The following is a 20,410-nucleotide window of genomic DNA, read 5'->3' as shown; positions in this document are numbered from 1 at the left end:
TCTTCGTGAGGGCCTTGCATGACAGGGACTTCTCGGTGGTCTTCGCCATGGCCCACGGCGTGGGCATCTCCTTCAACCGGATCGCGGAGGCGTGCGCGCTCAAGTCCGAGCGTGTCAGCCAGATCGCCCGAGGCGCCGCGGCTGTCACCGCGCTGGCAACTGTCGAGCGAATCTCCGGCGGTCTGCGCATTCCCGGTGCCCTGCTGGGCCTCGCTGCGCAACCCTGGGAAGACACCGCCGCTCTCAGCACGGAGTCCGACCATGGAGATGATCCGATGAAGCGCCGCAACCTGCTTCGTGGCGCGCTCGCCGCCGGCCTCACCGCTCCGGCGCTCGCCGCCCTCACCGCCGCCCGGACCGACGTCGACCAGACCCTCTCCCCCGACGCGCCCCAGGACCTCGCCGACCTGGAGGCCGCAGCCGAGAGCTACGGGTATGGCTACCACGGCCAGCAGCCGACCCGCGTCCTGGCCGACCTGGTCGCTGACTTCACGACCTTGCGCCCGCTGCTCACCGTCGCGCAGCCCGCCCCGGTGCGGGCCAGGTTGTGCCGGACGGCCGGGCAGATGGCCGGGATGACCGCGATCGTCTTACACGACCTGGGCGGCCGCACGGAGTCCCGCGGCTGGTTCGCCACCGCCGCCCGGGCCGCCGCCGAATCCGGCGACAGCCAGCTGCACGCCTGGGTCCTGGCCCGTGAGGCCATGGTCCCGCTCAACTACGGCGCCCCGAAGGCGGCGGCCGACCTCGCCGACAAGGCCCGACGCACTGCGGGGCACCGGCCGACAGCCGCAGCGACGTTGGCGGCCGCGGTCGCCGCCCGCGCCTACGCCCTCAACCGCCAGCCCGAGCAGGCCCGCGCCGCGCTCGCGGCCGCCGACGCCCTCATGGACCGGCTCCCCGAAGGGGAACGGTCGGACACGTGGCTGACCTACAGCGAACAGAAACACCACGTCCACCTCAGTCACGCGTACACCACGCTCGCAGACACCCGCCGCGCCCGGGAAAGCCAGCAGCGTGCGCTGGAGCTGTCCGCACCGACCAGCACCATGACGCGCACCCTGCTGCACATCGACGCCGCCGCCTGCACCCACCACGACGGCGACAGCGAACAAGCATGCCGCCGCACGGTCGCCGCCCTGACCGGACTGCCGGACGGCTACCGCACCGGCCTGGTCCGCCGCCGCGCCCAGGACCTGTACGAGGCGATCCCCGCCCAGCACCACCACGAACGCGCCGTGCGTGAGTTGCGAGACGTCCTGGCGGCCTGAAATCGAGTAGTCCGGCAGTCTGGAGCGTGATCGAAGAGACTTGAGATGCCGGGGCCCAGGGGCGGCTTCTCCTCCGGGGCCGTGGTGTGTCCAGCCCGGTCCCCTCTGTCATGTTCAGCGTTTCGCGGTGCCCATCTGCTCGGGGGTCGTCTGCCTGTGCTCATGGTCGACCGCTCTGGTGTCCGGGGATGTGTACGGCCCGGGGGCGGGGCGGCTGGGGCGGCTGTCCCAGATGGAGGGGTGGTCGGCTGCGGCAAGGAGGCTGTTGATGCGGCGGGCGAATTCGTGACCGGGCAGCGGGAGCTCGGTGTCGGGCTCACGGAGGTAGCCGGCCGTGACGGCCGTGGGGATGTAGGCCATGAGTTTGCTGACTCCGGCGGGCCGGGAGCGGACGGTCTGCTTGGCGAGGTGGCCAAGGACCCGCATGAAGTGAGTGGTGGCCGTGCTGGTGATGCGGTGTTCTGCCGGGTGCCAGGTGCCGCCGTCGTCGAACGCGGGGGGTTGGGGTGGGGGCTGGACGTCGTCGGTCTGCCGGTGCCAGAAGTCGGCGGTGTCCCCCTCCCCCAGTGCCAGGTGGTGGAGGTAGAGGCAGTAGGCGGCGGCTGCTTGTCCGGCGCCGGCGGCGTACTGCCACCAGAAGCGGGCGCCTTCGTCTGTGTCGGTCAGCTGCAGGACACACGCGAGGACCAGGGCTGCACGAGGTTCGGGGACTTGGTTGGTGACGAATTTGGCTACGGTGCCCGGTGGGGTGTGCGAGACGAGCGTTTCGCACAGAATACGCAGGTCCTCAGCCGCCGCGTGGCGGCTGCCGCCTGGGGAGCTGTGGACGGTGTGGTCGGCATCGGGTGCTAACGATGGTGCGGTTGAGTGGAGGATGTCACGCGGCAGGGTGCGCTCGCGGACGAGTCTGGCTCTGGAGAGGAGTTCTTCGATGCCGGTCACGGGGTGTTCCCTTCGGTCGGGGGCGGCGGGCACAGGACGCTCTCCAGGAAGCGGGTGGCGTGACGCTCGTCTGAGCGGACGGCGGCCAGTGACACGCCCAGGAGGGCGGAGACGGTCTCGGGCGGGCGATTCCACAGCCGGCGCAGCACCATGACATCGAGCTGGCTGCAGGGCAGGCGGCTCATGGCCGCGAACAGCTTCAAGCTCTCGGCGATCTGGTCCATGCGGTCGGCCGGGTCGGCGAGGGACTGAAGGGCGGCGGTGTCGAAGGCGGCCATCCCCAGCTCGGGCCGTCCGTCCCGGTGCGGGGTGCTGGCCATGACCGTGGTGCGCAGGACGTTCCAGGCGTAGCGGCGGGTGTCCTGGCTGGCCAGGGCGTCGTCCCAGGACAGCCAGAGGATGTCGAAGGTGTTGGACACAGCGGAGTCACGCCGGTCGTCGTTGAGGAAGACCTGGGCGTAGAGGAGGTAGTCCAGTTCCACGAGTTCGCGGAACGCGCGGTGATCCAAGGGTGGGGCAGTGTGGGTGGCGGTCAGGATCGGGGACCGTTCGGTGCAGTCGTCGACCCACTCGCTGCTCCTGTGGGCTTCGAGCGCGGCCTGGCACCACAGCCGGTACAGAGGCCAGTTCGGCATGCCCAGCTCGGTGGCCAATAAGTAGACGATTTCCCAGCGGGGGTAGAGACCGACACCGCGCAGCAGTTCGGAGAGCTTGGACTTGGCGAACCGCATGCGTGTGCTGAGATCGCTCAAGGTCAGACCGCTGGCGAGGTAGCTCTCGCGCATCGGATCCAGCCAGGCCCGGTGGGCGCTGCCGACGAACGAGGCGATCGGTCCGAGCTTGCGGCCGGGCCGGACGGTGAACGGTCTGTCGGGGGGTACGGGCGGCTCGGCAGGAGTGATCACGGTGCGTCGTCCTCCTTGTCCGTGGCCGCGTTAGTGCGGTTGCCGGTGCCGGACGCGGTGTGGGAACGGGAGGCGTGCACGATCTGCTGCACAGTCAGGGCAAGGGCCGGGGCGAGCGCGGCCACTGCGGCCGTCTCACCGGCGGCGACCAGCACGATGCTCCAGGCGAACACCATTGCCGTGACCGCGGTGACGACTATCTGACGGGACTTCATCCAGGTTCCTCTGCTGTCGGAAAGTCGGCCTCGGGGATCCGGCGGCCCCATCCGGAAAAGGGGCCGCCGCGCACCCCGGGCGGGCGGGTGCCAAGCCGCAGTGCCCGGGAAGGTGAACCAGCATGGCCAGAACGGCAGTTGTGACGCCACGTGATCAAGGAATCACGGAACAATGGCGATCACCGACACCATCCGGACGCCTCGCCAGAACTACGTCGGTCAGAAACGCAAGCAGGCGCGCTGACGGGTGGAAGTTCCCGGATTTCCTTGCAATTGCACGTCGAAGAGACGTCAATAGAACAGACGCCGTTGGTGTCGGCCTTCCATCCGGAAGGGCCCGCCCCCGTGCCAACCCGTCAAAGGGGGGAAGCGGGCCATGCCGCTCTCGCCTGGCCAGCCGTAAGGCCAGGCGAGAGCACAACAGTCCCGTGTCGGGACACGAGGACCGTAGACCACGGCACTGACAACGCCCGCGAACAGGCTGCGGAACGACGCTCCCCCACGGCTGTTGTGTGAGGAGCGTTCGTTCCGGCTTGTCTGCCCTGCCTCTTCAGCGGCCTACGGGCTCGGGGTAGCGCTGGCGGCGCCGGTCCGGGTCGTCGACGCCGATCTCGTGCCAGGGCTCGCCGCGCTTCAGCCGAGGCAGGGTGTTCACCCATACCGCGATGGCGATGCTGTGCACGTCGGCAGTGAGCGCCTGGAGGCGGTTGTCGAGCAGGTGCTCCGCCTTGCCCGCCAGGACGACGTGCAGCCGCGGGAGGCTCTCCGAGCGGGTGTAGCGGTGGCGCTGCCAGAACGGGAACGTGCGACCGTTGGTGCCGCGGGCTCCCTCCCAGACGCGGTGCCCGGCGTAGCGCTCGTAGTCCCTCACCTCCTGGGCGAGGCGGGCCTGGGACATGGTGCCGTTGTCGAGTTCGAAGAGGCGGACCTCGCTGGTCTTGGTCGGCAGGGCGAGGACGGCGTCGGTGTTGAAGCTCAGGCCGGTCTCCTTGATGGCGTGGTTGACCTCCACCTGCCAGTCGGTCAGATACTCATGGCCGCCGTCGAGGATCGTGTCGATGTAGGCGAGGATCGTGCCCGTCACCGCGACGCCGTGCGGTCCGAACCCGGCCTTCACCGCCTTCGCCCGGTGCCGGCCTTCGGTCGGGGTGGCAACTCGTTGCCGTCGGCCAGAGCCTTCTGCCCGGCCGGGGTCAGGTTCCAGATCTGATGCTTGCCGTCCTTGCCGTTCGTCTCCGCCAGCCCCAGCTCCGCCAGTTCCTTCATCGCCCTGCACACGTACGAACGGCCATCCCGATCCTCCGCTGTGATCACCTGCGCCATCTGCCGGGCCGTCGCTATCCGCACGCACCCCAGCAGCCGCAGCGCATCGGCCCGCACCGTCCCGGCCGCAGGAGTGGACTTCTTCCCCTTCGCCGACGTCTCAGTGGACGTTAAGTCCGTTTCTGGTAGCGGCCTCGTCCGGGTTGGGTGAGGAAGCCTTGACGGGTGAGGCGTCCGAGGCGGCTGCGGGTGATGTTGACGGACGCCTCATCAGTGGGAATGCCGAGGAGTTCGTGCAGCTCGCGTGCCCGGAACGCCTGGTCGGGGTGCCGGTTGAAGGCATTCACGATCGCCGGACGGCGCGCCCTCACGCAGGCCGTCGGACGCGGCGCTGCCGGACAGGTCCGGCGTCCAGCAGCGCAAGGGCGTTGTGGACACCCTGGTCGAGGACGTCGTCGGCGAGCTTGGGATCGGCCAGGGCGCGGGCGAGTTGGAGCGTCCCGACCATCATGGCGAAGACGCCGAGCGCCTGTGCGCGTGCCGAGGGCGGGTTGTCGGGTGCCAGGCGGGCGGCGATGTCGTCGATGACGGTCAGCAGGCCGTCGGTGAACGCCTGCTTGGTCGCGTCCGTGCATCGCCCGATCTCGTCGAGGAGAGCGGCCGTGGGGCAGCCGTTCTCGGGGGCGTCACGGTGCTCGGCGGACAGGTAGGCGCGGACGAACTGTTCGAGCCCGGCGCGGCCGGGCGCGAGTGCTTCAAGGCTCGCGTTCTGCGCGCCCAGCTGGTCGGCGACGGCGTTCGCGACGAGGTCCTCCTTGGAGGCGAAGTGGGCGTAGAAGGCGCCGTTGGTCAGCCCCGCGTCCGACATCAGCGTGGAGACTCCGGAGCCGTCGATGCCGTCCTTCTTGAACCGGCGGCCGGCGGCCTCGATGATCCGCTGCCGCGTCGCCTGCTTGTGGTCTTTCGCGTAGCGCGCCACGCGTTCCTCCTCATAGCTCCGGCGGAGAGGCCGCTTGCCGCTCTCCGGCTCCCGCCCTAGAGTAATTGCATTACGGTCATAATCCAATCAATGAGGAGGCCCATCATGTCCACAAACCGGCCGGTAGCACTCGTGACCGGAGCATCGTCAGGAATCGGCAAGGCGGCCGCCTTCGCGCTCGCCGATGCGGGATTCGAGGTCGTCGGCACGAGCCGCAAAGCCTCAGGGGACGACCGCCGCGAGGGCGTGACGTTCCTCGACCTCGACGTGGCCAGCGACACCTCGGTCGCCCGCGCGGTCGACCGCGTGATCGAGAAGTTCGGGCGGATCGACGTCCTGGTCAACAACGCCGGCATCGGCTCCGCCGGCGCCGGGGAGGAACGCTCCCTTGCCCAGGACCAGCAGCTGTTCGACATCAACGTCTTCGGCCTGATCCGCATGACCAAGGCCGTCCTGCCGCACATGCGCTCCCAAGGCCGCGGCCGGATCATCAACATCTCGTCCGTCCTCGGGTTCGTCCCCGCGCCGTACATGGCCGCCTACGCCGCGTCCAAGCACGCCGTCGAGGGCTACTCCGAGTCCGTGGACCACGAGGTCCGCCAGCACGGCGTCCGCGTACTGCTCGTCGAGCCCGCCGTGACCAGGACCGCGTTCGAGGCCAACTCCCCGAAACCCGCCACGCCTCTGCCGGTCTACGAGCAGCAGCGGCAGGCCTTCGAGCGCGTGATGGCCGCGGCGATGAAGGACGGCGACGATCCCGCCATCGTCGCCAAGGCGATCGTCGCCGCGGCGACCGACCCGAAGCCGAAGCTGCGCTACCCCGCCGGACCGACCGCCGGACGCGTCAGCACCCTGCGCCGCCTCGTCCCCGCTCGTGCCTTCGACCGGCAGATCCGCAAGCTGAACCAGCTGCCCGCCTGACCGGCACCCCCACCCCCCGCCACCACAACCCGCACCACTCAGTGGACATTAATTCCGTTTCTGGTATTGGCCGCGTCCGGGTTGGTCGAGGAGTCCCTGGCGGACGAGCCGTCCCAGGCGGGAGCGGGTGACGTTGATCGAGGGCTCGTCGGTAGGTAGCTTGAGGAGTTCGTGTAGGTCGCGGACGCGGAAGACCCGCCCGGGGTGCTCGGTGAAGGCGGTCACGATGCGCTGGTAGACCGTGGCGGCCTCCGCGAGGGCCGGTTCGTCGTCGGGCGGGGTCAGGGCGTCGATGACCTTGCGGGTCACGGTGAGCTCTCCTGGAGTGCCGCGGCTGTCTCGGGCAGCGGACTCTGCCGCGCCGGTTCCACATCGACGTCGTCCGCGCGCACCTGGAGCAGACTGAGCGGCACGGGCGCTGCCGCAAGCAGCCGTATGCCCGCGAGGTGGAGCACGCGCGCGGTGTTCACCGGTTCCAGATGGAGTGCAGCGGCTGGCACGCGAACGGGAACTGGGCGAAGGACGTCACGGCGTCCGAGGTGGCCGCGCTCGTGCGAACCTTCGTCGACGCGGCGCTCGCCGTGCAGGAAGGCCGGCCTTCTCCCGGCACGGTCACGGGCGCGGGGTGATCGGAACGCGGGGGCGTCGTTGAGCACGGCGTCGCGTGCATGACTATCCGACCCGCGCGGATACGCGAGCGAGCTCGGACCAACTGGTCCTGGCTCGCAGGCTGTTCAGGGTGCGGGCTGCTACAGGTCGAACTCGAGGTGCTCGATGTCGGTGAAGCGGACCTCTTCCAGCTGGCCGGCGCGTCGGCCGCTGTCCTGGAAGTACACCTCCTTGAGCCCTTCGGCTGCGATCTCCCGCAGCCGCTGCTCGGTGGCGCCCTGCTCCTGGGCCTCGAAGAGACGGGCGGCGTACTGCGGCGGCAGGGCGACGGTCAGGTGCCGGAGCCGGTCCTCGTCGGTGGAGCCGATCGGTGCGGTGTAGCCGATCCGGGCCCGGGTGTCGATGACGATCCCGCCGGTCGTCGCCGCCTGTTGCCGGGCCTTGGCCCGGATCTGTGGCTGCCAGCGGGCCTTCACCTCGCGCTCCAGGTGCGCGGCGAGGTCCGGGCGGGGCTTTTTGATCTGGTCCTTGACGTACCGTTCGACGGTGCGCTGGGAGATCCGCAGCATCTGGGCGACCGGCTTGGTGCCCTTGAGCTGCTTGACCAGGTACCGCATCTGCGCGGGCGCGCTCTTGGGTGCCGGGCGGGTGAACGCCTTCTGCACCGCGGTGTCCAGGCCGTCCCCGAACAGGCTCATCGTCGCCCTCTCCTACTCTCCGTTGTCGACGTCGGTGACGGTGCCGTCCTTGATGTAGCGGGCGAGGTTGAGCTCGGGGGCGTTGAACCGCTCGCGGACCTCTTCGCCCCACAGGACGCTCTGGGTGCCCTCGTGCTTGACCAGGCCCGGGTTGATGCCGAGCTTGAAGCCGCCGGGCAGCGGCTTGCCGTCCCGGTAGGGCAGGAAGTCCAGGGGCGAGGTGCCGTTGGCCGCGTACACGACGCAGTCGGACAGGATCGCGATTGGATACTGCCCGGTGAACGCCGCGTGCTTGACGATCTTCCGGTGCAGGTTGATCCGTGTGCGGGAGATGACGGCCGCGCGGATGTCCGGTCGCCACGTCGGTCGGGACAGGGCCCGCCACGGCTCGCCGGGCCGCCAGCCCTCACCGCGCGGGCGCTCGCGCAGCTTGCCCAGGCCGCCCTTGACCGTGGCCTTGATCGCCGAGACGACGATCGCCAGCTGCGAGTCGTGCTCCTTGTAGCCGTCCATCGCCGCCAGGAAGTCGGCTGGCGCCATATCCGCGTGCACGCCGAGGTCGGCCATCGTGGCGAGGTAGGCGTCGCGCAGCCGGTTGTACCAGCCGTCCAGGTAGCGGCCGTTCTCGTACCGGACGTACGCCTCGATCGGCCGCACCTCGTAGCCGAGCTCCACCGCGTAGGCGACCGTGGGCGTGGCGTACCAGGCCGGCCCCTCGGGCCGCTCGCCCTTCGGTGTGAACGGGCTGGGCAGCAGAGTCGCGTCCAGGTCCGCCCACTGGTCCTTGGCGACTTTCACCCTCGACAGGTCGACGTGGGAGAGGTCGACCAGCCACGAGCCGGGCAGCTTCGCATCGAACACCGGCGCCTTGACGTGCGTCGGCGTGCCGAGGCCGACGGCCAGGCCGTTGGCTCCGGCGGCGAAGGCCATGTTCACGTCGATGCCTACCAGGTGCCGCAGGGTGCACTCGGCATCCGTCATCGGCCGCGCCCAGTCGTATGCCTCCTCGAACAGCTTCTCGCCGGGGCCGCGGACGTGGAAGCGCGGCAAGTCCGCCAGGAGCGGGTGCCCGTCGGGGACCTCGCACGGGGCGCAGTCCACGGGGTCCTTGCCCAGCGAGCCGGGGTTGTGCTCGGAGTGCCGCTTCCCCGTCGCGTCGGGCTCGGAGGCGCGGGTCGGCGGGTGCAGCGCGGTCATCAGCTCCAGGCCGGTGACGGCGGTGGAGCCGCGCGGCGTCATCACCCGCGACGCGTAGGCGCCCAGGAGCCGGGCGAGGTCCGCCGGTGGAAGCTGCCCGGCCTCGCCCCAGTGGCGGGAGTCGAGGGCGTGCCAGGACGGGATGCACAGTTGCACGCAGGTGCGCTCCGAGCCCTGTGCCGGGCGGTAGATCCGCGCCCACGGCCCGAACCCGCGCTTCGTCAGCTTCCAGTCGGCGCGGGCCAGTTGCTTGATGACCTTGTGGTCCTCCGGGATCCGACCGGCGAGCCGCTCTTCGTCGGTGAGAGCGACGGGGAGGCCGTAGCGCTCCAGCACCGACTCGGTCAAGACGATCAGGGGGTCGGCGTCCTTGCCCGGGCCGGACAGCTTCGGCTGACCGAGCCGAGCCTCCTTGAGCGTCCATTCGACCAGGGCCGGGATGGACTTGGCGGGCACGTCCAGGACCAGGCCGCCAGCGCAGTACGCCGACACCTGCCCGTACTCGCAGTCGACCACGGCGAGCGGGCCGTTCTCGAAACGCGGGTCGACCGCGGCCGCCACCGTCGCGGTGGTGTTCTTCGCCGCCTTCTTCGTGGTCGGCCGCCGCGACGTCGACGTCGGCCTGGTCGTGCCCGCCGCCTGGGCGGGTGGCTTCGCGGCGGCCGGCGCCGACGGAGCGGGGGTCGCCGGGGCGAGGGCCGCTGGGGCGGGGGCGGTGGTGAACGTGTCCGGCACGGCGGGCTCGGGGTCCGTGTCCGCTTCGGTGTCGGGGGCAGGGAAGCGCGCGGCGAGGCCTTCGAGCAGCCGGGCGTACGCAGCGCGCTGCGGCGGCCGCGGCTCGGTCCTGCCGGATTCCCAGTTCCCCACCGCCTCCCGGCGGGTCCCCGTGGCCTTCGCGACCTGGGCCTGGCTCAGCCCGGCAGCCTCGCGCAGTCGCTTGCGCTCAGCGGGCGGCGGCAGGTCGTCCTGGGCTACCTGCTCCAACAGCGCATCGACAGCACTAAACAGCTCGTTCTCAGTGGGCACAGAGCTCACCTCCGCTAGCCACCCTACGTCAAACGCTCGTTGAATCGCACAGGATTCACGCATGAATCGCTCATTGCCGACTAGGGTGTCGGCTGGTACGCGCTGGATGCGAATAGCGAGGTAGCAGGCGATCGGTGGCTGCGTGAGCCTGACGTAGGGCACCGTGCAACCGGCAGGCATCCTGTGCACGGAACCGTGAATAGCAGTAGCGCCGGTCCGATTGGGGGTCTCTCGTGGGCGTTGAGGTGGCCGCGCGCAGCCTGGGTGAACGCTTGGATGGCGTCCTTCAAGCACGCGTGCAACTCCTGCGGGGGAACGTTCCGCTCCGAACAGTGGGCGTGGCGACGAGGGCGGCTGTCACTGCGTCATCGAGGAACCGCTCGTCCGGCTCGTGCTCCTGCTCAACATCGACTACCTCGGATGACGCTGGTGCCCCGGTCCGCGTCCGGACCGGGGCACCAGCGTGTGCGCAGGATGGTCGGCGGCATGATGGCGGGATCACAGCGAGGGGGCAGCGTGAACGATGAGCAGCCGGACGTGGCGGACTTGATCACCCGCATCAAGGATCAACGCGGCGTGACCGAGACCGAGATCGCGAAACGGATCGGCGTCCACGTCTCCAGCGTCAACAACTGGGTGCACCGCAAAAGCACCCCGCGCCCCGAAGCCCTCCATGCCCTCGCTCGAGAATTCCCGGAGGTCACCGCCGAGGAAATGTTCGCCGCCGCAGGCCGCAAGACGACAGAACCCGTCTCACCCGAGGTGGAAGTGCGCCTGCTCCAGCTGTTCAGAAGCCTGACCTCGGGGCAGCAAGCGATGGTTGAGATCCAGCTTCGCGGCCTCGTCCGCCACAACCAGGGCAACGGGATCACTCCCTGATCCGCCTTGAGCCCGGACTCGGCTACCCCGCGTCCGGCAGCTCGACCTCTGCCAGCACCGGCTCCCCGACCGCCTGCCGTTCTGCCCGTCGTCCGTTCTCCAACCGCAGCACCGTCAACCACGGCCACAGGTCGGGCAGCTGCTGCCCCGCACACGCCAGCCGATGCTCGACCCGGCACCGCTGCGAACCGTCCGGCGGACACACCGCGTACACGGTCACCCGGCCGTCCGACAGTACGATCCAACGGTGCTCCGCTGGCACCAGGTGTGCTGGCGGATTCACGTCCGGCTCAAGCAGCACCCAATCGTGCTCCAGCGTCAGCACCCTGTCCTGCGGCAACCCACAAAACGGGCACGCGGACTGACCGCCGCCCAACCGCGGAACATCCCCATTGGCCCCCATACCGTGAGCGTGCGGGCAGGACGGCCGCCGCACCACGGCGGCAATGAGACGGGAAACCTGCGGCATGACAGGTACACGGTGGCAGGCGAGGCGACGCGTGTATCCGGCAGGTGCAGGCGTCACGGTGGCGGCGGCCGGACAGGCGCCGTAGACAGAGCGAGGCCTCGCCCCGCTGCCCGCTGTCAGACCTTCATGGCACAGTCACCGCGAGGTGATGCACAGTGAGCGATGAATCCACAACGCCCCGCGACCTCCCAGCGTGGGTCAGAGGCGAGAAACGCGGCGACGACACAAACAGTTGCAACTGGCAACCCCGCAGAGCTCAGACCGACCGCCCGACCCAAGGCGTGCTCCAGATGGCAACAGGCACCGGGAAGACCCGCACGTTCCTTGCCGCCTACCGGCTACGGCTGCACGGGGACCGGCCTCGGTCTCTCCTCGCTATCAGCGATGAAGGCCACCTGTACGTGCAGGACGGGCAGCACCGGCTCCTCCCAATGATCGAAGCACTATCCAAGCCGCAACCTCCCCCAGCGGCCTTACCATCGCTCGCCGCACAGCCCTACCAACCCCGCAGGCTCCGGGTCGTAAGCCGCGCCGAGCGGTACGCGAAATATATGAGGCAAGCCGAAGAGTGGGAGCGCACGGGGCGCGACCAACGGCGCGTAGAACGGACTACCGAACACAGAGTCCGCAACCCCGCCACCCGCACAGGTGTGATGATCCGCTGTGAGGGGCGCTGCGAAAACCCAGGCTGCAGAGACCCCGAGCCCATCGGCTACACCGACAACGGCGATCCAATCCTGGAAATCGACCACGTCAACGAGCACGCCAAAGGCGGCCGAGACCACGGCAGCAACGCCATCGCCCTATGCCCCAACTGCCACGCACTCAAAACCCGGGGTAGGGACCGTCATGAACTCGCCGACCGCCTCGCAGAGGTAGCCGCGCGGCGAGACCAGGAGATCCTGTCGAGAGCTCATCCCGGCAGGACCCAGGCGTAGCAGCGCAGGTGGGCGCCCCACTTCAACGGAACGCCCACCTCGCCGTGCAGCATTCGCCTGTCCAGCTAGGACTTGTCCGGCCGATCATGCACGGAGCCAGATGACCAGGGCTGCGACGGTGGCTGTGCCGAGCAAGACGTAGCCGCGTTTGTCGTAGCGAGTGGCCACGGCCCGGGACTGCTTCAGTCTGTTGATGGCCCGCTCAACGGTGTTGCGTTTCTTGTAGCGGTCCTCGTCGAAGCAAGGCGGTCGTCCGCCGCGTGACGCTGTGCGTAGGCGGGCGGTCTGGCTGTCGGTCGTCTCCGGGATGATGTGCCGGATGCCCCGGCGCCGCAGATATTCTCGGCACGGGCCGTTGCTGTAAGCCATGTCCGCGGCAAGGCTGTCGGGCTTCGTGCGTGGGCTGCCTGGACCGATGCGCGGGACGCGGATCCTTTCCAGCACGGCGTTGAAATGGGTGCAGTCCGCCCGTTGGCCGCCGGTGACGAGCAGGGACAGCGGGCGGCAGCGGCCGTCCGCGCTCAGGTGGAGTTTGCTGGTGAGCCCGCCACGCGAGCGGCCCAGGCCCTCACCTCCTGCACCACCTCCACCAGGCGGGCGAGGAGGCTCTGCCACGCCGTTTCGACCTGATGTTCCGCTGCTTCGGCTCCCTTTGGCGAGGGAGCCGGCGGCGGATTGGTGCGGGCGCCGGCCGCGTGCTGATGGGCGCGCGGCGATAGTTGGCGTCCACCGCGATGTCCTAGTCCATCTCGCCTGCAGCATCGACAGCGGCATGGACCTGCTGGAGCAGACGCTCCCAGGTGCTGTCGGCCGACCACAGCCGATGGCGTTCATACACGGTTTTCCAGGGCCGCTGAGTAGGCCCGGGGCGCGGTGCCGGGATTGCTCCCGGTCCGTTTCCCCGGACCTCTCGCCGAACCCGCCGTGCGCCTCTCAACGCAACGGGCTCTCCATGGTTTCCGCTAGGCAACCTCGGTTCGCAGGTAGGGATTTGGGATCCGGGTGCCGCGGTAGCGGTATCGGGTGACCGGGATCCGCGCGATCGGCCGAAGCTCGATCTCCCCTGCGTGGATTGGCTGCCACGACCCGTTGGGCCGCCGCAGCCATCGCGCCACGTCCCGCCATCGCCAACGGCGCCGGACCATGACCATCCGGATTACTCGATGCCAGGTGAAGGCGTCGAGCATCGAGAAGAGGTCCTTGGCCACGGCGTGTTTGAAGTACCCGGCCCAACCGTGCATGATCTGGCCGAGCCTGGTCAGCACGTATCCCAGATCCTGCTGCGACGATCTGTGGGTCAGCGCACGGATCTTCGTCTTGAGCGACCGCACGGGTTGCTTGCCGACGAAGGTGTAGACATACCACTTGTCCGTGCCTTTCTTGCGCCGCCACTGGATGTGGAAGCCCAAGAAGTCAAAGCCCTCGCTCAGGTGCACGACCCTGGTCTTGGCCTCGGAGAAGCGAAGACCCATTGGTGCGAGCACCTCGGCGATCTGCTCGCGCAGCGTCTCGACGTCCTCCCGGGCGCCGTGCACCATGACGACGAAGTCGTCGGCCTATGCCGAGTTCGGCATAGGTCCGCGTAGCGGACCAGTCGCCACGTCGGCAGGCCCCGGTGGCGCCGTCTTTCGCGATCCTGTCGACTGGCCATCGCGGTTGCCCACTGCTCGGCGGCGAAGTCGTCGAGCACAGACAGTGCGATGTTGGCCAACAGGGGTGACAGGATGCCTCCTTGCGGAGTCCCGGAGATGGTCTCGTCCCGTTCGCCAAGCTCGGTCATGATCCCGGCTTTCAGGAACGCCTTCACCAGCGCCAGCACCCGCTTGTCCTTCACCCGCGCTCGAACACGGTCCATCAGGGCCATGTGGTCGATGCGGTCGAAGCACGCCTCGATATCCGCGTCCAGCACCCAGCGATAGCCCTGGGAGCCGAACAGATGGATCTCGGCGATCGCGTCGTGCGCACGCCGGTTGGGCCGGAACCCGTACGAGCACGGACGGAAGTCCGCCTCGAAGATCGGTTCCAGGACCAACTTCAACGCGGCCTGCACCACCCGGTCCGCAATGGTCGGGATCCCCAACCGGCGCAGTTTCACGCCCGCTTTGGGGATCATCCGCTCACGCGTCGGCATTGGCCGAAAGACCCCTGCCTGCAGCTGTGATCGGATGTGGTCCAGATACGCCTCCGCCCCGGCCGCACGCACGTGGTCGGCGCGAACGCCGTCCACGCCCGCCGTCCGGGCCCCGGTATTGCCTGCGACCCGTTCGAACGCCATCACCAAGGTGGCCGGGTCACAGATGAAGTTGAACACATCGTCGAACCGGAAGCCGCGATCGGCTGCCGCCCAACGGTGCAGTTTGACCTGCATCCTCCGTACCCGCAGCTCAGCGAAATCGGGCACTGGCCACGCGACCGGGGCATCCACCCCGGATTCTCCGGACATTGCAGAACCTCCCTTGCGATCTCGCTGCCGCCCTTCCCCATGTGCCGGGCTCTCCCCGGCTCGGAGTACTACGGCGGCTCCGCCCCTCCCACAGCCTGGTCGACAGACGGTGTGCCCAGCCCGGCTCGCCTGCGCTGGAAGCGTCGGGAGCGGGCAAGGCTGGGGAGGTTCCCGTGTTCACTGATTGATCGCTCGTCGGAGTAGGCACCCGGCTATACCCCCGCGGCATCGCCACGGCTACCCCGCAGCACTTCACCGTGGCCTCCCGGATCGTCTGGAAAACAACGACCCGGGAGTTGCCCGCCATGGCACAAGGCGAGCATGCACCGCTACCAGCCCAGATCCGCCAGGTTCGAGCTGATGGCACCTTAGGAGGCTTCAACCACCGGTTCCTCTCGTATACCTCTCCGTCTTGCTTGCCGGACCCGCACCATCTGGCAGTGCTGATACGTCCCGGCTTCGTCGGGGCCGCTTGCCATCCTCCCCAGCACCTCCCGGGTCGGACTGCCCCCAGCTTCACCGCCCTGCTGCGACAGGACGGAGGCGAAGGTCTCTCACCTCCACTCGATCAATCAGCGCCTCACGGCGCACGGACCAGAGATGCCACCTGTCGCTGGCGTGCACCGCTTCGGGTAGGGCCTGGCGGATCGCCTCGCCGTAGGTAGTGGAGCCGTCCCGGCAGACGTACTCGGCCCCGGGATGCTCGCGCAGCCACGCGACCAGGGTCTGGGCGGTGCGGTCAGGCAGGACGTCGATCCGCTCGCCGGTCTCGGCGTCGATGACCACGGTGGCGTAGCGGTGCCGGCGTTTGAGGGCGAAGTCATCGATGCCGAGCACACGCGGGACGCGCAGCGGCGGTGCCGCCCTGCGTATGAGCATGCGCAGGGCGGTCGAGCGAGAGATCCAGAAGGCCAGCACGCGTGAGAGGCGTTCACCCGCCCGTCCCGCTAACTCCTTGACCACAGAGCTGAGTTGGTCGGCCAGGCGTGAGGCCGGCCGCGGCGTGGTATACGCGTTCATTCCGCAGTGTCGGCGTACGGACTTCTCTGGCTCTGGCAGGATTTTCGTAGGCGGAGATCATCTCGGTGCCACGGTCGTCCGGTCCGCGTAGCGTCGGCGGAGGTGGGCGATCAGGATGACGCGGTGGCGGAGAAGAGAGACGCTGGCTCGTCCGGCCATGAGGCGTTTCTGCAACTTGACGTCGGTGATGCGACCTTCATTGACCCCGGAGTTGTAAGAGGTCGAGATGCCCTGGGCAACGGCTTGTCGGTCTTCGTGCAGGGCTGCGGCAAGGCCGGCGAGTGGTGCCAGTCCGCTGTTGGCGAGGTCGCTCAACCAGCCCGGCAAGGGTGCCGCGTCGCGGTTGTCGACCATGGTGGCGAAGCGGCGGACCAGGTCGTGGGTGAGCTTGAGTTCGGGGCAGTGTTCGAGGAGCGGGGGCAGCCGCTCGTTGATGTGCGGGTTGTGGTGGTGCGGGTGAGTGGTGATCCAGCGGGCCGCTTCGCGAGGTGAGGGCGGTCGCTCGCGTGGCTCGTCGATGGGCAGGCCGCGACGGAGCGGTGCGACGGCCATTTTCACGCGCTGGTAGTGGCCGAGGTAGCCCTTGGTCTGCAGTTCTTCGTGCAGGATCTTCGCGCTGTGCTGCCCTTCGTCCCAGCGTTGCCGCAGGTAGTCGAGGTAAGGGTCCAGCGTGGAGGGCTTGCGGGGTGGTCGGCGCATCACCTCCTGCCAGGTGCGGGCGCGGGCGTATTTGCCGACGGTTCGGCGGTCCAGGCCGAGCTCACGTGCTGCGGAGCTGTGGCTGCGGCCGGTGCGAATCAGAGCTTGAACAGCATCGAACAGATGCTGGGCATGGCGCCCGGCCCTGCTGTCCACTGCGGTGCTAGCGGTGGTCTCCTCGACCGGCAGGGGATCGACCTCACTGATCGTGGGCAGGGCCGCGGGCAGACAGCCGCGATGGGCGGATGCGATGTCCTGAACTCGACGGGACAGGCCCTGCCAGAGGTGAAAGCGGTCACTGACCTGCACCGCTTCGGAGGCGCCGGCGGTGATGCCCTGCCGGTAGGTGAGGGACCCGTCGCGGCAGGCGACCTCAACGCCCGGGTGTTCACGGAGCCAGCGGCCGAGCTGTTCCGCATCGCGCCCCTCCCAGAGGGTGAGCGGGAGCCGGGTGGTGGCGTCGACCAGCAGAGTGCCGTAGGTGTCGCCGTGGAGCGCGAAGTCGTCCACCCCCAGCACCCGGGGCGTGACCAGCGGCGGAAGGGATACCCGCATCAGCTGCGACAGGACGGCGACCCGCGAGAGCCTGACGTTCAAGATCCGAAGCATCCGGGATCCGCCCCTGCCGGCCAGCACCACGCCTACGTCCTCCACCAGGCACTGCAGCTGTGGTGTCCGCCGTTGATAGCGGACGGTCAGGCCCGGAACCTGCTCGGCGAAGGTCACCTTCGGGCAGGTTACGTTTTCGCAGTACAGGCGGCGTACGGACAGGTCGATGCGCAGAGGGCGGCCTGCGAGCGTGACGTCGGCGAGGCGCCGTACATAGCGGCTGTGGCACCACTCGCTGAGCCGGCCGCATCCCGTACATCCCGCCGGTTCACCGGATCTCGTACGAGCACGGACCGCAACCACAGCATCGGAAGCCTCGACCGAGACCACCTGCACATCGGACAACTGCGGTAATAGGCTGACCAGTTCAACAGAGCACAGTCACAGGCTGCCCGTCCTGCGGACCGGACGACCGTGGCACCGAGATGATCTCCGCCTACGAAAATCCTGCCAGAGCCACGTTCAGGTGTACGCCGACACGCAGTCCCACCGGCCGGGGGCCGAGGCGGAGGTGGACTTCGGCGACGTGAAGGTACGCCTGGCCCGTGAGCAGGTCACCTGCTTCGTGTTCGCGATGCGCCTGTCGTATTCGGGCAAGGCCGTGCACCGCGTCTTCGCCTCCTGCGGCCAGGAGGCGTTCCTCGAACGTCCACGCTCTCAGCGTGCTGGAGCGAGGTCCGTCAGGGCCTCTCGGCTGGGATACGGGTCGGGATGGTCGGGAGCACCACATGCTCCGGCACCAAGGCCGGGACGCGGCCGGAGCGCGCGATATCGAGAAGATCCGGAAGCTCGTAGTCCTGTGCGGCATCGAGGTCGACCGTGTAACCGAGGTCCCTCAGGCTCGCCACCGTCAGCCGGCTCAGAGGGTTGTTGCTGCCATCGATGTTCGGCGACATCAGCTCGTTGTCGAAGACGCTCTCACGCCAGTGGCCGCCTGCGCTTCCGGGACCGCCGACGTTGGCGACCGACACCGGGGCGGGCCCTTCTCCGGTGAGTCTGCCGAACTCCTCCATGGCGCCGGGTCCGACGAAGGTCGGGTCGGGGCCGGGGAAGTTCTTCAGGAAGCCGAAGTCCTGCCAGACGGTTCCGATTCCCAGTACGTGCCCCATCTCGTGCGTGATGACGTCGAGGAGTGAGCCCTCCTCTTCCATCTGGGCTAGGTCGGCACTGTCGAACCTCATCCGCCCCTTCGCGGGAAGTCCCGCTCCGCTGGCGGCATCGTCCCTCCGGAACCGCGTCGGGCCAGCCTGCCCGAGGATGTTGGGGACGTGGTTGACACCGTCGATCGGCACGCCTTCGGCGTCGATCAATAGATCGTCGATCACGACCGTACCGGTGAGGTCGTTGATGATCGCGGTCTCCAGGTCTCCCACGATGACACGCGTCCAACGGTCCGCGGCTTCGGCGAAGACGCTCTTCTGGCTGTTCGTCAGCCCTCCGAGGAACCGCACCTCGATCTGGAACGGAGACGTGGTCGCGGCGAGCTCCGCGGCGCGGGCGCTGTCAGCGACTGCCCTGTGAGTTTCAAAGGCGTAATTGATCTGCCTGCCCATGGCTGCTACTCCTATCGCATGTAGCCTGCCTTTCGCCCTAAACCACGTTATTCCTGTTCAGAGTTGTAGGCGATGCAACCAAATATGGTTGAATTTTCGCCTGTTTCTCGGGCGGCGCATGGCAGTACATGTTCGAGGCCCGGCCGCCGAACCGGACGGGCCTGAGACGGATGCCGGCTTTACTCCCAGGGCGCCCTGCCATCTTGTCGGCCTCGGCCCGTCAGGCAGGCGCTTCCGTGGTGAACCAGATCAGATCCGGCCGGTCGGTGTCCCGCCGGTACAGCTGCTGACCGAGCGCCAGCCACAGTGTGCGCTCCGCTTCCAGCGTCTCAGGCAGGGCGAGACCCATCGCGGCCAGCAGAGCGCGGCGGTGGGTATCAAAGGCGGAACGGACCAACTCGCTGTAACTCAGCGCTGCGGATACTGCCGCACGGTAGGCGAGAGGGCTGAGCAGCGTGGTGCAGACGAGCACCGGCATCCACACCGCCACCGAAAGATCTAGGACTGCCGCCAGCACGGCGGTGACCAACGCGAAGGCTGCGGACAGAGAGGAGATCACGAGGAATTGCTCCATGGATGCGCGGGCGGCGCCGAGCGCGCCGCGTAGGGCGTCCGGGAGCAGGGGGTACAGGCGTGGCCAGAAGAACACCGCGTCGATGCCGTAGCGGCGGCTGTCGGACGCATAGAATTCCGCGGCGCGCAACGCGTTTCCCAGGCGGGTGGGTAGCAAGTCCTGCGGCTCGGGCGGAAAGCCACGGTAGCGGCGAGCGAAATCACGCGGATCGGTCAGCCGCAGCCGCCGCCACCGCTTGAGCTGCCGGGTCACAGCGAGCTGGCCGAGTTGGACGGCCGGGCCGCGCAGCAGCCAGAACCCTTCGTAGCCTCGGACGAGGGTTGGCAGCACCGCCTTGGCCAGCAGTACGAAGATGAGCAGCCCGGTGAGCGCGCCGCCAATGGCCAGTGCCTGGCGCGCGCCGCCGAGGGCGCTCCACCAAGCTGAGACCTGGGTCCAGCCAAGATGGGTGGCGACGAGCGCGCCGATGCCCGCCCAGAACGCGAGCGCCGGGAGGAGCAGTGTGCCGACGAGCCGCTGCCCGAGCCATCCGGTGCTCTTGTCAAGCAAGCTGCCGAACACCGGCGTCACCACACGAAGGCGTGAGCGGCCAGGGGCAGGGGATTGGGGCAGGCGGGTGGTTGCCGCGGCCGCTCGGGGAACCTCAGAACACCGGTGCACGCGGTGCCCCCGTGCACGTAACGGCAGGTGCGGGTCAGCAGCGGAATCGTGATCTCTCCGGACAGTTCGGCCTCCCAGTGAGTGCGCGGCGATCCCGCGGCCACCGTGGCCATGAGGTCGGGGCCCGCCCAGACACCAACCGCCCGTTCCCCCTCCACCACGATCACCACGGATCCCGGTTCGAATTCGTCGAAGAGCCAGGATGCAAGCAGGTCGGTGATCCGGATACTGGTGGCAGCGATGACGACAGGAGGCAGCCCCGGGACGACAGCCGCGAGGGCGGAGCCAGCAGGTTCGTCCGCGAGGGAGCACGGATGAACCGCCGAGAGCGGGGCCCGGTCATCGTCGAGGACGACCAACCACCTCTGCCCGCCGCTCCGGATCCCCTCACTGACGGTCGTCGTCCCCGGGAGGCTGACCGCCTCCGCGAGCGGGCGGTCTCCCAGTGTGCCGTACTCCAGGCTGGTCACGACATCGTAGATAGCAGTGCCTCCTGGGCGTCGTCCACCGCACCCGCCCCACGACACCCGATCGGAGGTC

23 protein-coding genes and 3 pseudogenes are annotated in these 20,410 nt (G+C 68.6%); 6 read left to right on the top strand and 20 right to left on the bottom strand.

Features of this window, described 5'->3' with window-relative positions:
• Positions 1-5: 5 nt before the first annotated feature.
• Positions 6-1,271, top strand: coding sequence for a hypothetical protein (locus AB0959_RS30660; RefSeq protein ID WP_366829892.1), 1,266 nt, complete (start codon positions 6-8; stop codon positions 1,269-1,271).
• A gap of 114 nt (positions 1,272-1,385) precedes the next feature.
• On the opposite strand, the gene AB0959_RS30655 is transcribed toward AB0959_RS30660, so the two are convergent.
• The 6 genes from AB0959_RS30655 to AB0959_RS30630 all read right to left on the bottom strand — a co-directional run bounded on the left by AB0959_RS30655 (position 1,386) and on the right by AB0959_RS30630 (position 5,575).
• Positions 1,386-2,213 (bottom strand): hypothetical protein, encoded by an 828-nt coding sequence (locus AB0959_RS30655; RefSeq protein ID WP_366829890.1) that lies wholly within the window; start codon positions 2,211-2,213, stop codon positions 1,386-1,388.
• The gene (locus AB0959_RS30650) at positions 2,210-3,118 is read right to left on the bottom strand and encodes a sigma-70 family RNA polymerase sigma factor (protein ID WP_366829889.1); all 909 of its coding nucleotides are present in this window, start codon (positions 3,116-3,118) and stop codon (positions 2,210-2,212) included. Before AB0959_RS30650 ends, AB0959_RS30655 begins: the two co-directional genes overlap by 4 nt.
• Positions 3,115-3,333, bottom strand: a complete 219-nt coding sequence (locus AB0959_RS30645; RefSeq protein ID WP_366829888.1) for a hypothetical protein — start codon at positions 3,331-3,333, stop codon at positions 3,115-3,117. Before AB0959_RS30645 ends, AB0959_RS30650 begins: the two co-directional genes overlap by 4 nt.
• A 550-nt stretch (positions 3,334-3,883) precedes the next feature.
• Positions 3,884-4,450, bottom strand: coding sequence for a replication-relaxation family protein (locus tag AB0959_RS30640; RefSeq protein ID WP_366829886.1), 567 nt, complete (start codon positions 4,448-4,450; stop codon positions 3,884-3,886).
• A complete protein-coding gene (locus AB0959_RS30635) occupies positions 4,447-4,656 on the bottom strand; it encodes a replication-relaxation family protein (RefSeq protein WP_366829885.1) in 210 nt (69 codons plus the stop codon). Before AB0959_RS30635 ends, AB0959_RS30640 begins: the two co-directional genes overlap by 4 nt.
• A gap of 307 nt (positions 4,657-4,963) precedes the next feature.
• Entirely contained in the window at positions 4,964-5,575 is a 612-nt protein-coding gene (locus tag AB0959_RS30630; RefSeq protein ID WP_366829883.1) for a TetR/AcrR family transcriptional regulator, read from the bottom strand.
• Positions 5,576-5,680: 105 nt separating this feature from the next.
• On the opposite strand from AB0959_RS30630, the gene AB0959_RS30625 reads away from it, so the two are divergent.
• Positions 5,681-6,496: an oxidoreductase gene (locus AB0959_RS30625; RefSeq protein WP_366829882.1), complete on the top strand. Its 816-nt coding sequence runs from the start codon at positions 5,681-5,683 to the stop codon at positions 6,494-6,496.
• Positions 6,497-6,544: 48 nt separating this feature from the next.
• Here AB0959_RS30625 and AB0959_RS30620 read toward each other — a convergent pair whose 3' ends face one another.
• Together AB0959_RS30620 and AB0959_RS30615 are read right to left on the bottom strand one after the other, a co-directional pair.
• Positions 6,545-6,805, bottom strand: a complete 261-nt coding sequence (locus AB0959_RS30620) for a type IV toxin-antitoxin system AbiEi family antitoxin domain-containing protein (RefSeq protein ID WP_366829881.1) — start codon at positions 6,803-6,805, stop codon at positions 6,545-6,547.
• On the bottom strand, positions 6,802-6,966 hold the full coding sequence (locus AB0959_RS30615; RefSeq protein WP_366829880.1) for a hypothetical protein: 165 nt from the start codon (positions 6,964-6,966) through the stop codon (positions 6,802-6,804). The genes AB0959_RS30620 and AB0959_RS30615 overlap by 4 nt, the downstream gene beginning before the upstream one ends.
• 9 nt (positions 6,967-6,975) lie before the next feature.
• Here AB0959_RS30615 and AB0959_RS30610 point away from each other — a divergent pair, with 9 nt between their 5' ends.
• Positions 6,976-7,125, top strand: coding sequence for a hypothetical protein (locus tag AB0959_RS30610; RefSeq protein WP_366829878.1), 150 nt, complete (start codon positions 6,976-6,978; stop codon positions 7,123-7,125).
• A 120-nt stretch (positions 7,126-7,245) separates the two neighbouring features.
• On the opposite strand, the gene AB0959_RS30605 is transcribed toward AB0959_RS30610, so the two are convergent.
• Together AB0959_RS30605 and AB0959_RS30600 are read right to left on the bottom strand one after the other, a co-directional pair.
• On the bottom strand, positions 7,246-7,803 hold the full coding sequence (locus AB0959_RS30605; RefSeq protein WP_366829877.1) for an XRE family transcriptional regulator: 558 nt from the start codon (positions 7,801-7,803) through the stop codon (positions 7,246-7,248).
• Positions 7,804-7,815: 12 nt separating this feature from the next.
• On the bottom strand, positions 7,816-10,026 hold the full coding sequence (locus AB0959_RS30600) for a helix-turn-helix domain-containing protein (protein WP_366829876.1): 2,211 nt from the start codon (positions 10,024-10,026) through the stop codon (positions 7,816-7,818).
• Between the two features lie 516 nt (positions 10,027-10,542).
• Here AB0959_RS30600 and AB0959_RS30595 point away from each other — a divergent pair.
• A complete protein-coding gene (locus AB0959_RS30595; RefSeq protein WP_366829875.1) occupies positions 10,543-10,905 on the top strand; it encodes a helix-turn-helix transcriptional regulator in 363 nt (120 codons plus the stop codon).
• A gap of 22 nt (positions 10,906-10,927) precedes the next feature.
• Here AB0959_RS30595 and AB0959_RS30590 read toward each other — a convergent pair whose 3' ends face one another.
• A complete protein-coding gene (locus tag AB0959_RS30590; RefSeq protein ID WP_366829937.1) occupies positions 10,928-11,308 on the bottom strand; it encodes a DUF6083 domain-containing protein in 381 nt (126 codons plus the stop codon).
• A gap of 356 nt (positions 11,309-11,664) precedes the next feature.
• On the opposite strand from AB0959_RS30590, the gene AB0959_RS30585 reads away from it, so the two are divergent.
• Complete coding sequence (locus tag AB0959_RS30585; RefSeq protein WP_366829936.1) at positions 11,665-12,312, top strand: HNH endonuclease; 648 nt, start codon at positions 11,665-11,667, stop codon at positions 12,310-12,312.
• An 84-nt stretch (positions 12,313-12,396) separates the two neighbouring features.
• Here the strand turns inward: AB0959_RS30585 and AB0959_RS30580 are convergent, their stop codons facing one another.
• The 6 genes and pseudogenes from AB0959_RS30580 to AB0959_RS30555 form a co-directional block, all read right to left on the bottom strand.
• Positions 12,397-12,927, bottom strand: coding sequence for an IS5 family transposase (locus AB0959_RS30580; protein ID WP_366829874.1), 531 nt, complete (start codon positions 12,925-12,927; stop codon positions 12,397-12,399).
• 65 nt (positions 12,928-12,992) lie between these two features.
• Positions 12,993-13,162, bottom strand: a pseudogene (locus AB0959_RS30575) (IS5/IS1182 family transposase); the annotation flags it as partial.
• 112 nt (positions 13,163-13,274) lie between these two features.
• The gene (locus tag AB0959_RS30570) at positions 13,275-13,748 is read right to left on the bottom strand and encodes a group II intron maturase-specific domain-containing protein (RefSeq protein ID WP_366829873.1); all 474 of its coding nucleotides are present in this window, start codon (positions 13,746-13,748) and stop codon (positions 13,275-13,277) included.
• Complete coding sequence (locus AB0959_RS30565; protein ID WP_366829872.1) at positions 13,739-14,755, bottom strand: reverse transcriptase domain-containing protein; 1,017 nt, start codon at positions 14,753-14,755, stop codon at positions 13,739-13,741. The genes AB0959_RS30570 and AB0959_RS30565 overlap by 10 nt, the downstream gene beginning before the upstream one ends.
• A gap of 519 nt (positions 14,756-15,274) precedes the next feature.
• Positions 15,275-15,745, bottom strand: a pseudogene (locus AB0959_RS30560) (transposase); the annotation flags it as partial.
• Positions 15,746-15,832: 87 nt separating this feature from the next.
• Positions 15,833-17,386 carry an ISL3 family transposase gene (locus tag AB0959_RS30555; RefSeq protein WP_366829935.1) on the bottom strand — a complete coding sequence of 518 codons (1,554 nt, stop codon included), beginning with the start codon at positions 17,384-17,386 and terminating at the stop codon, positions 15,833-15,835.
• A gap of 157 nt (positions 17,387-17,543) precedes the next feature.
• On the opposite strand from AB0959_RS30555, the pseudogene AB0959_RS30550 reads away from it, so the two are divergent.
• Positions 17,544-17,729: pseudogene (locus AB0959_RS30550) on the top strand (hypothetical protein); the annotation flags it as partial.
• A gap of 34 nt (positions 17,730-17,763) precedes the next feature.
• Here AB0959_RS30550 and AB0959_RS30545 read toward each other — a convergent pair.
• From AB0959_RS30545 to AB0959_RS30535, 3 genes are all read right to left on the bottom strand, one after another.
• Positions 17,764-18,636, bottom strand: coding sequence for a leishmanolysin-related zinc metalloendopeptidase (locus AB0959_RS30545; RefSeq protein WP_366829871.1), 873 nt, complete (start codon positions 18,634-18,636; stop codon positions 17,764-17,766).
• Positions 18,637-18,856: 220 nt separating this feature from the next.
• Positions 18,857-19,771, bottom strand: coding sequence for a hypothetical protein (locus AB0959_RS30540; protein ID WP_366829870.1), 915 nt, complete (start codon positions 19,769-19,771; stop codon positions 18,857-18,859).
• A gap of 5 nt (positions 19,772-19,776) precedes the next feature.
• Positions 19,777-20,340, bottom strand: coding sequence for a hypothetical protein (locus AB0959_RS30535; protein WP_366829869.1), 564 nt, complete (start codon positions 20,338-20,340; stop codon positions 19,777-19,779).
• Between the last annotated feature and the right edge of the window lie 70 nt (positions 20,341-20,410).

Origin of the sequence: Streptomyces sp. NPDC046862 (assembly GCF_040704615.1) — a bacterium.
GTDB lineage: Bacteria > Actinomycetota > Actinomycetes > Streptomycetales > Streptomycetaceae > Streptomyces.
Note: the sequence above shows the minus strand (reverse complement) of the source record. Positions and strands in the feature narration are given on the sequence as shown.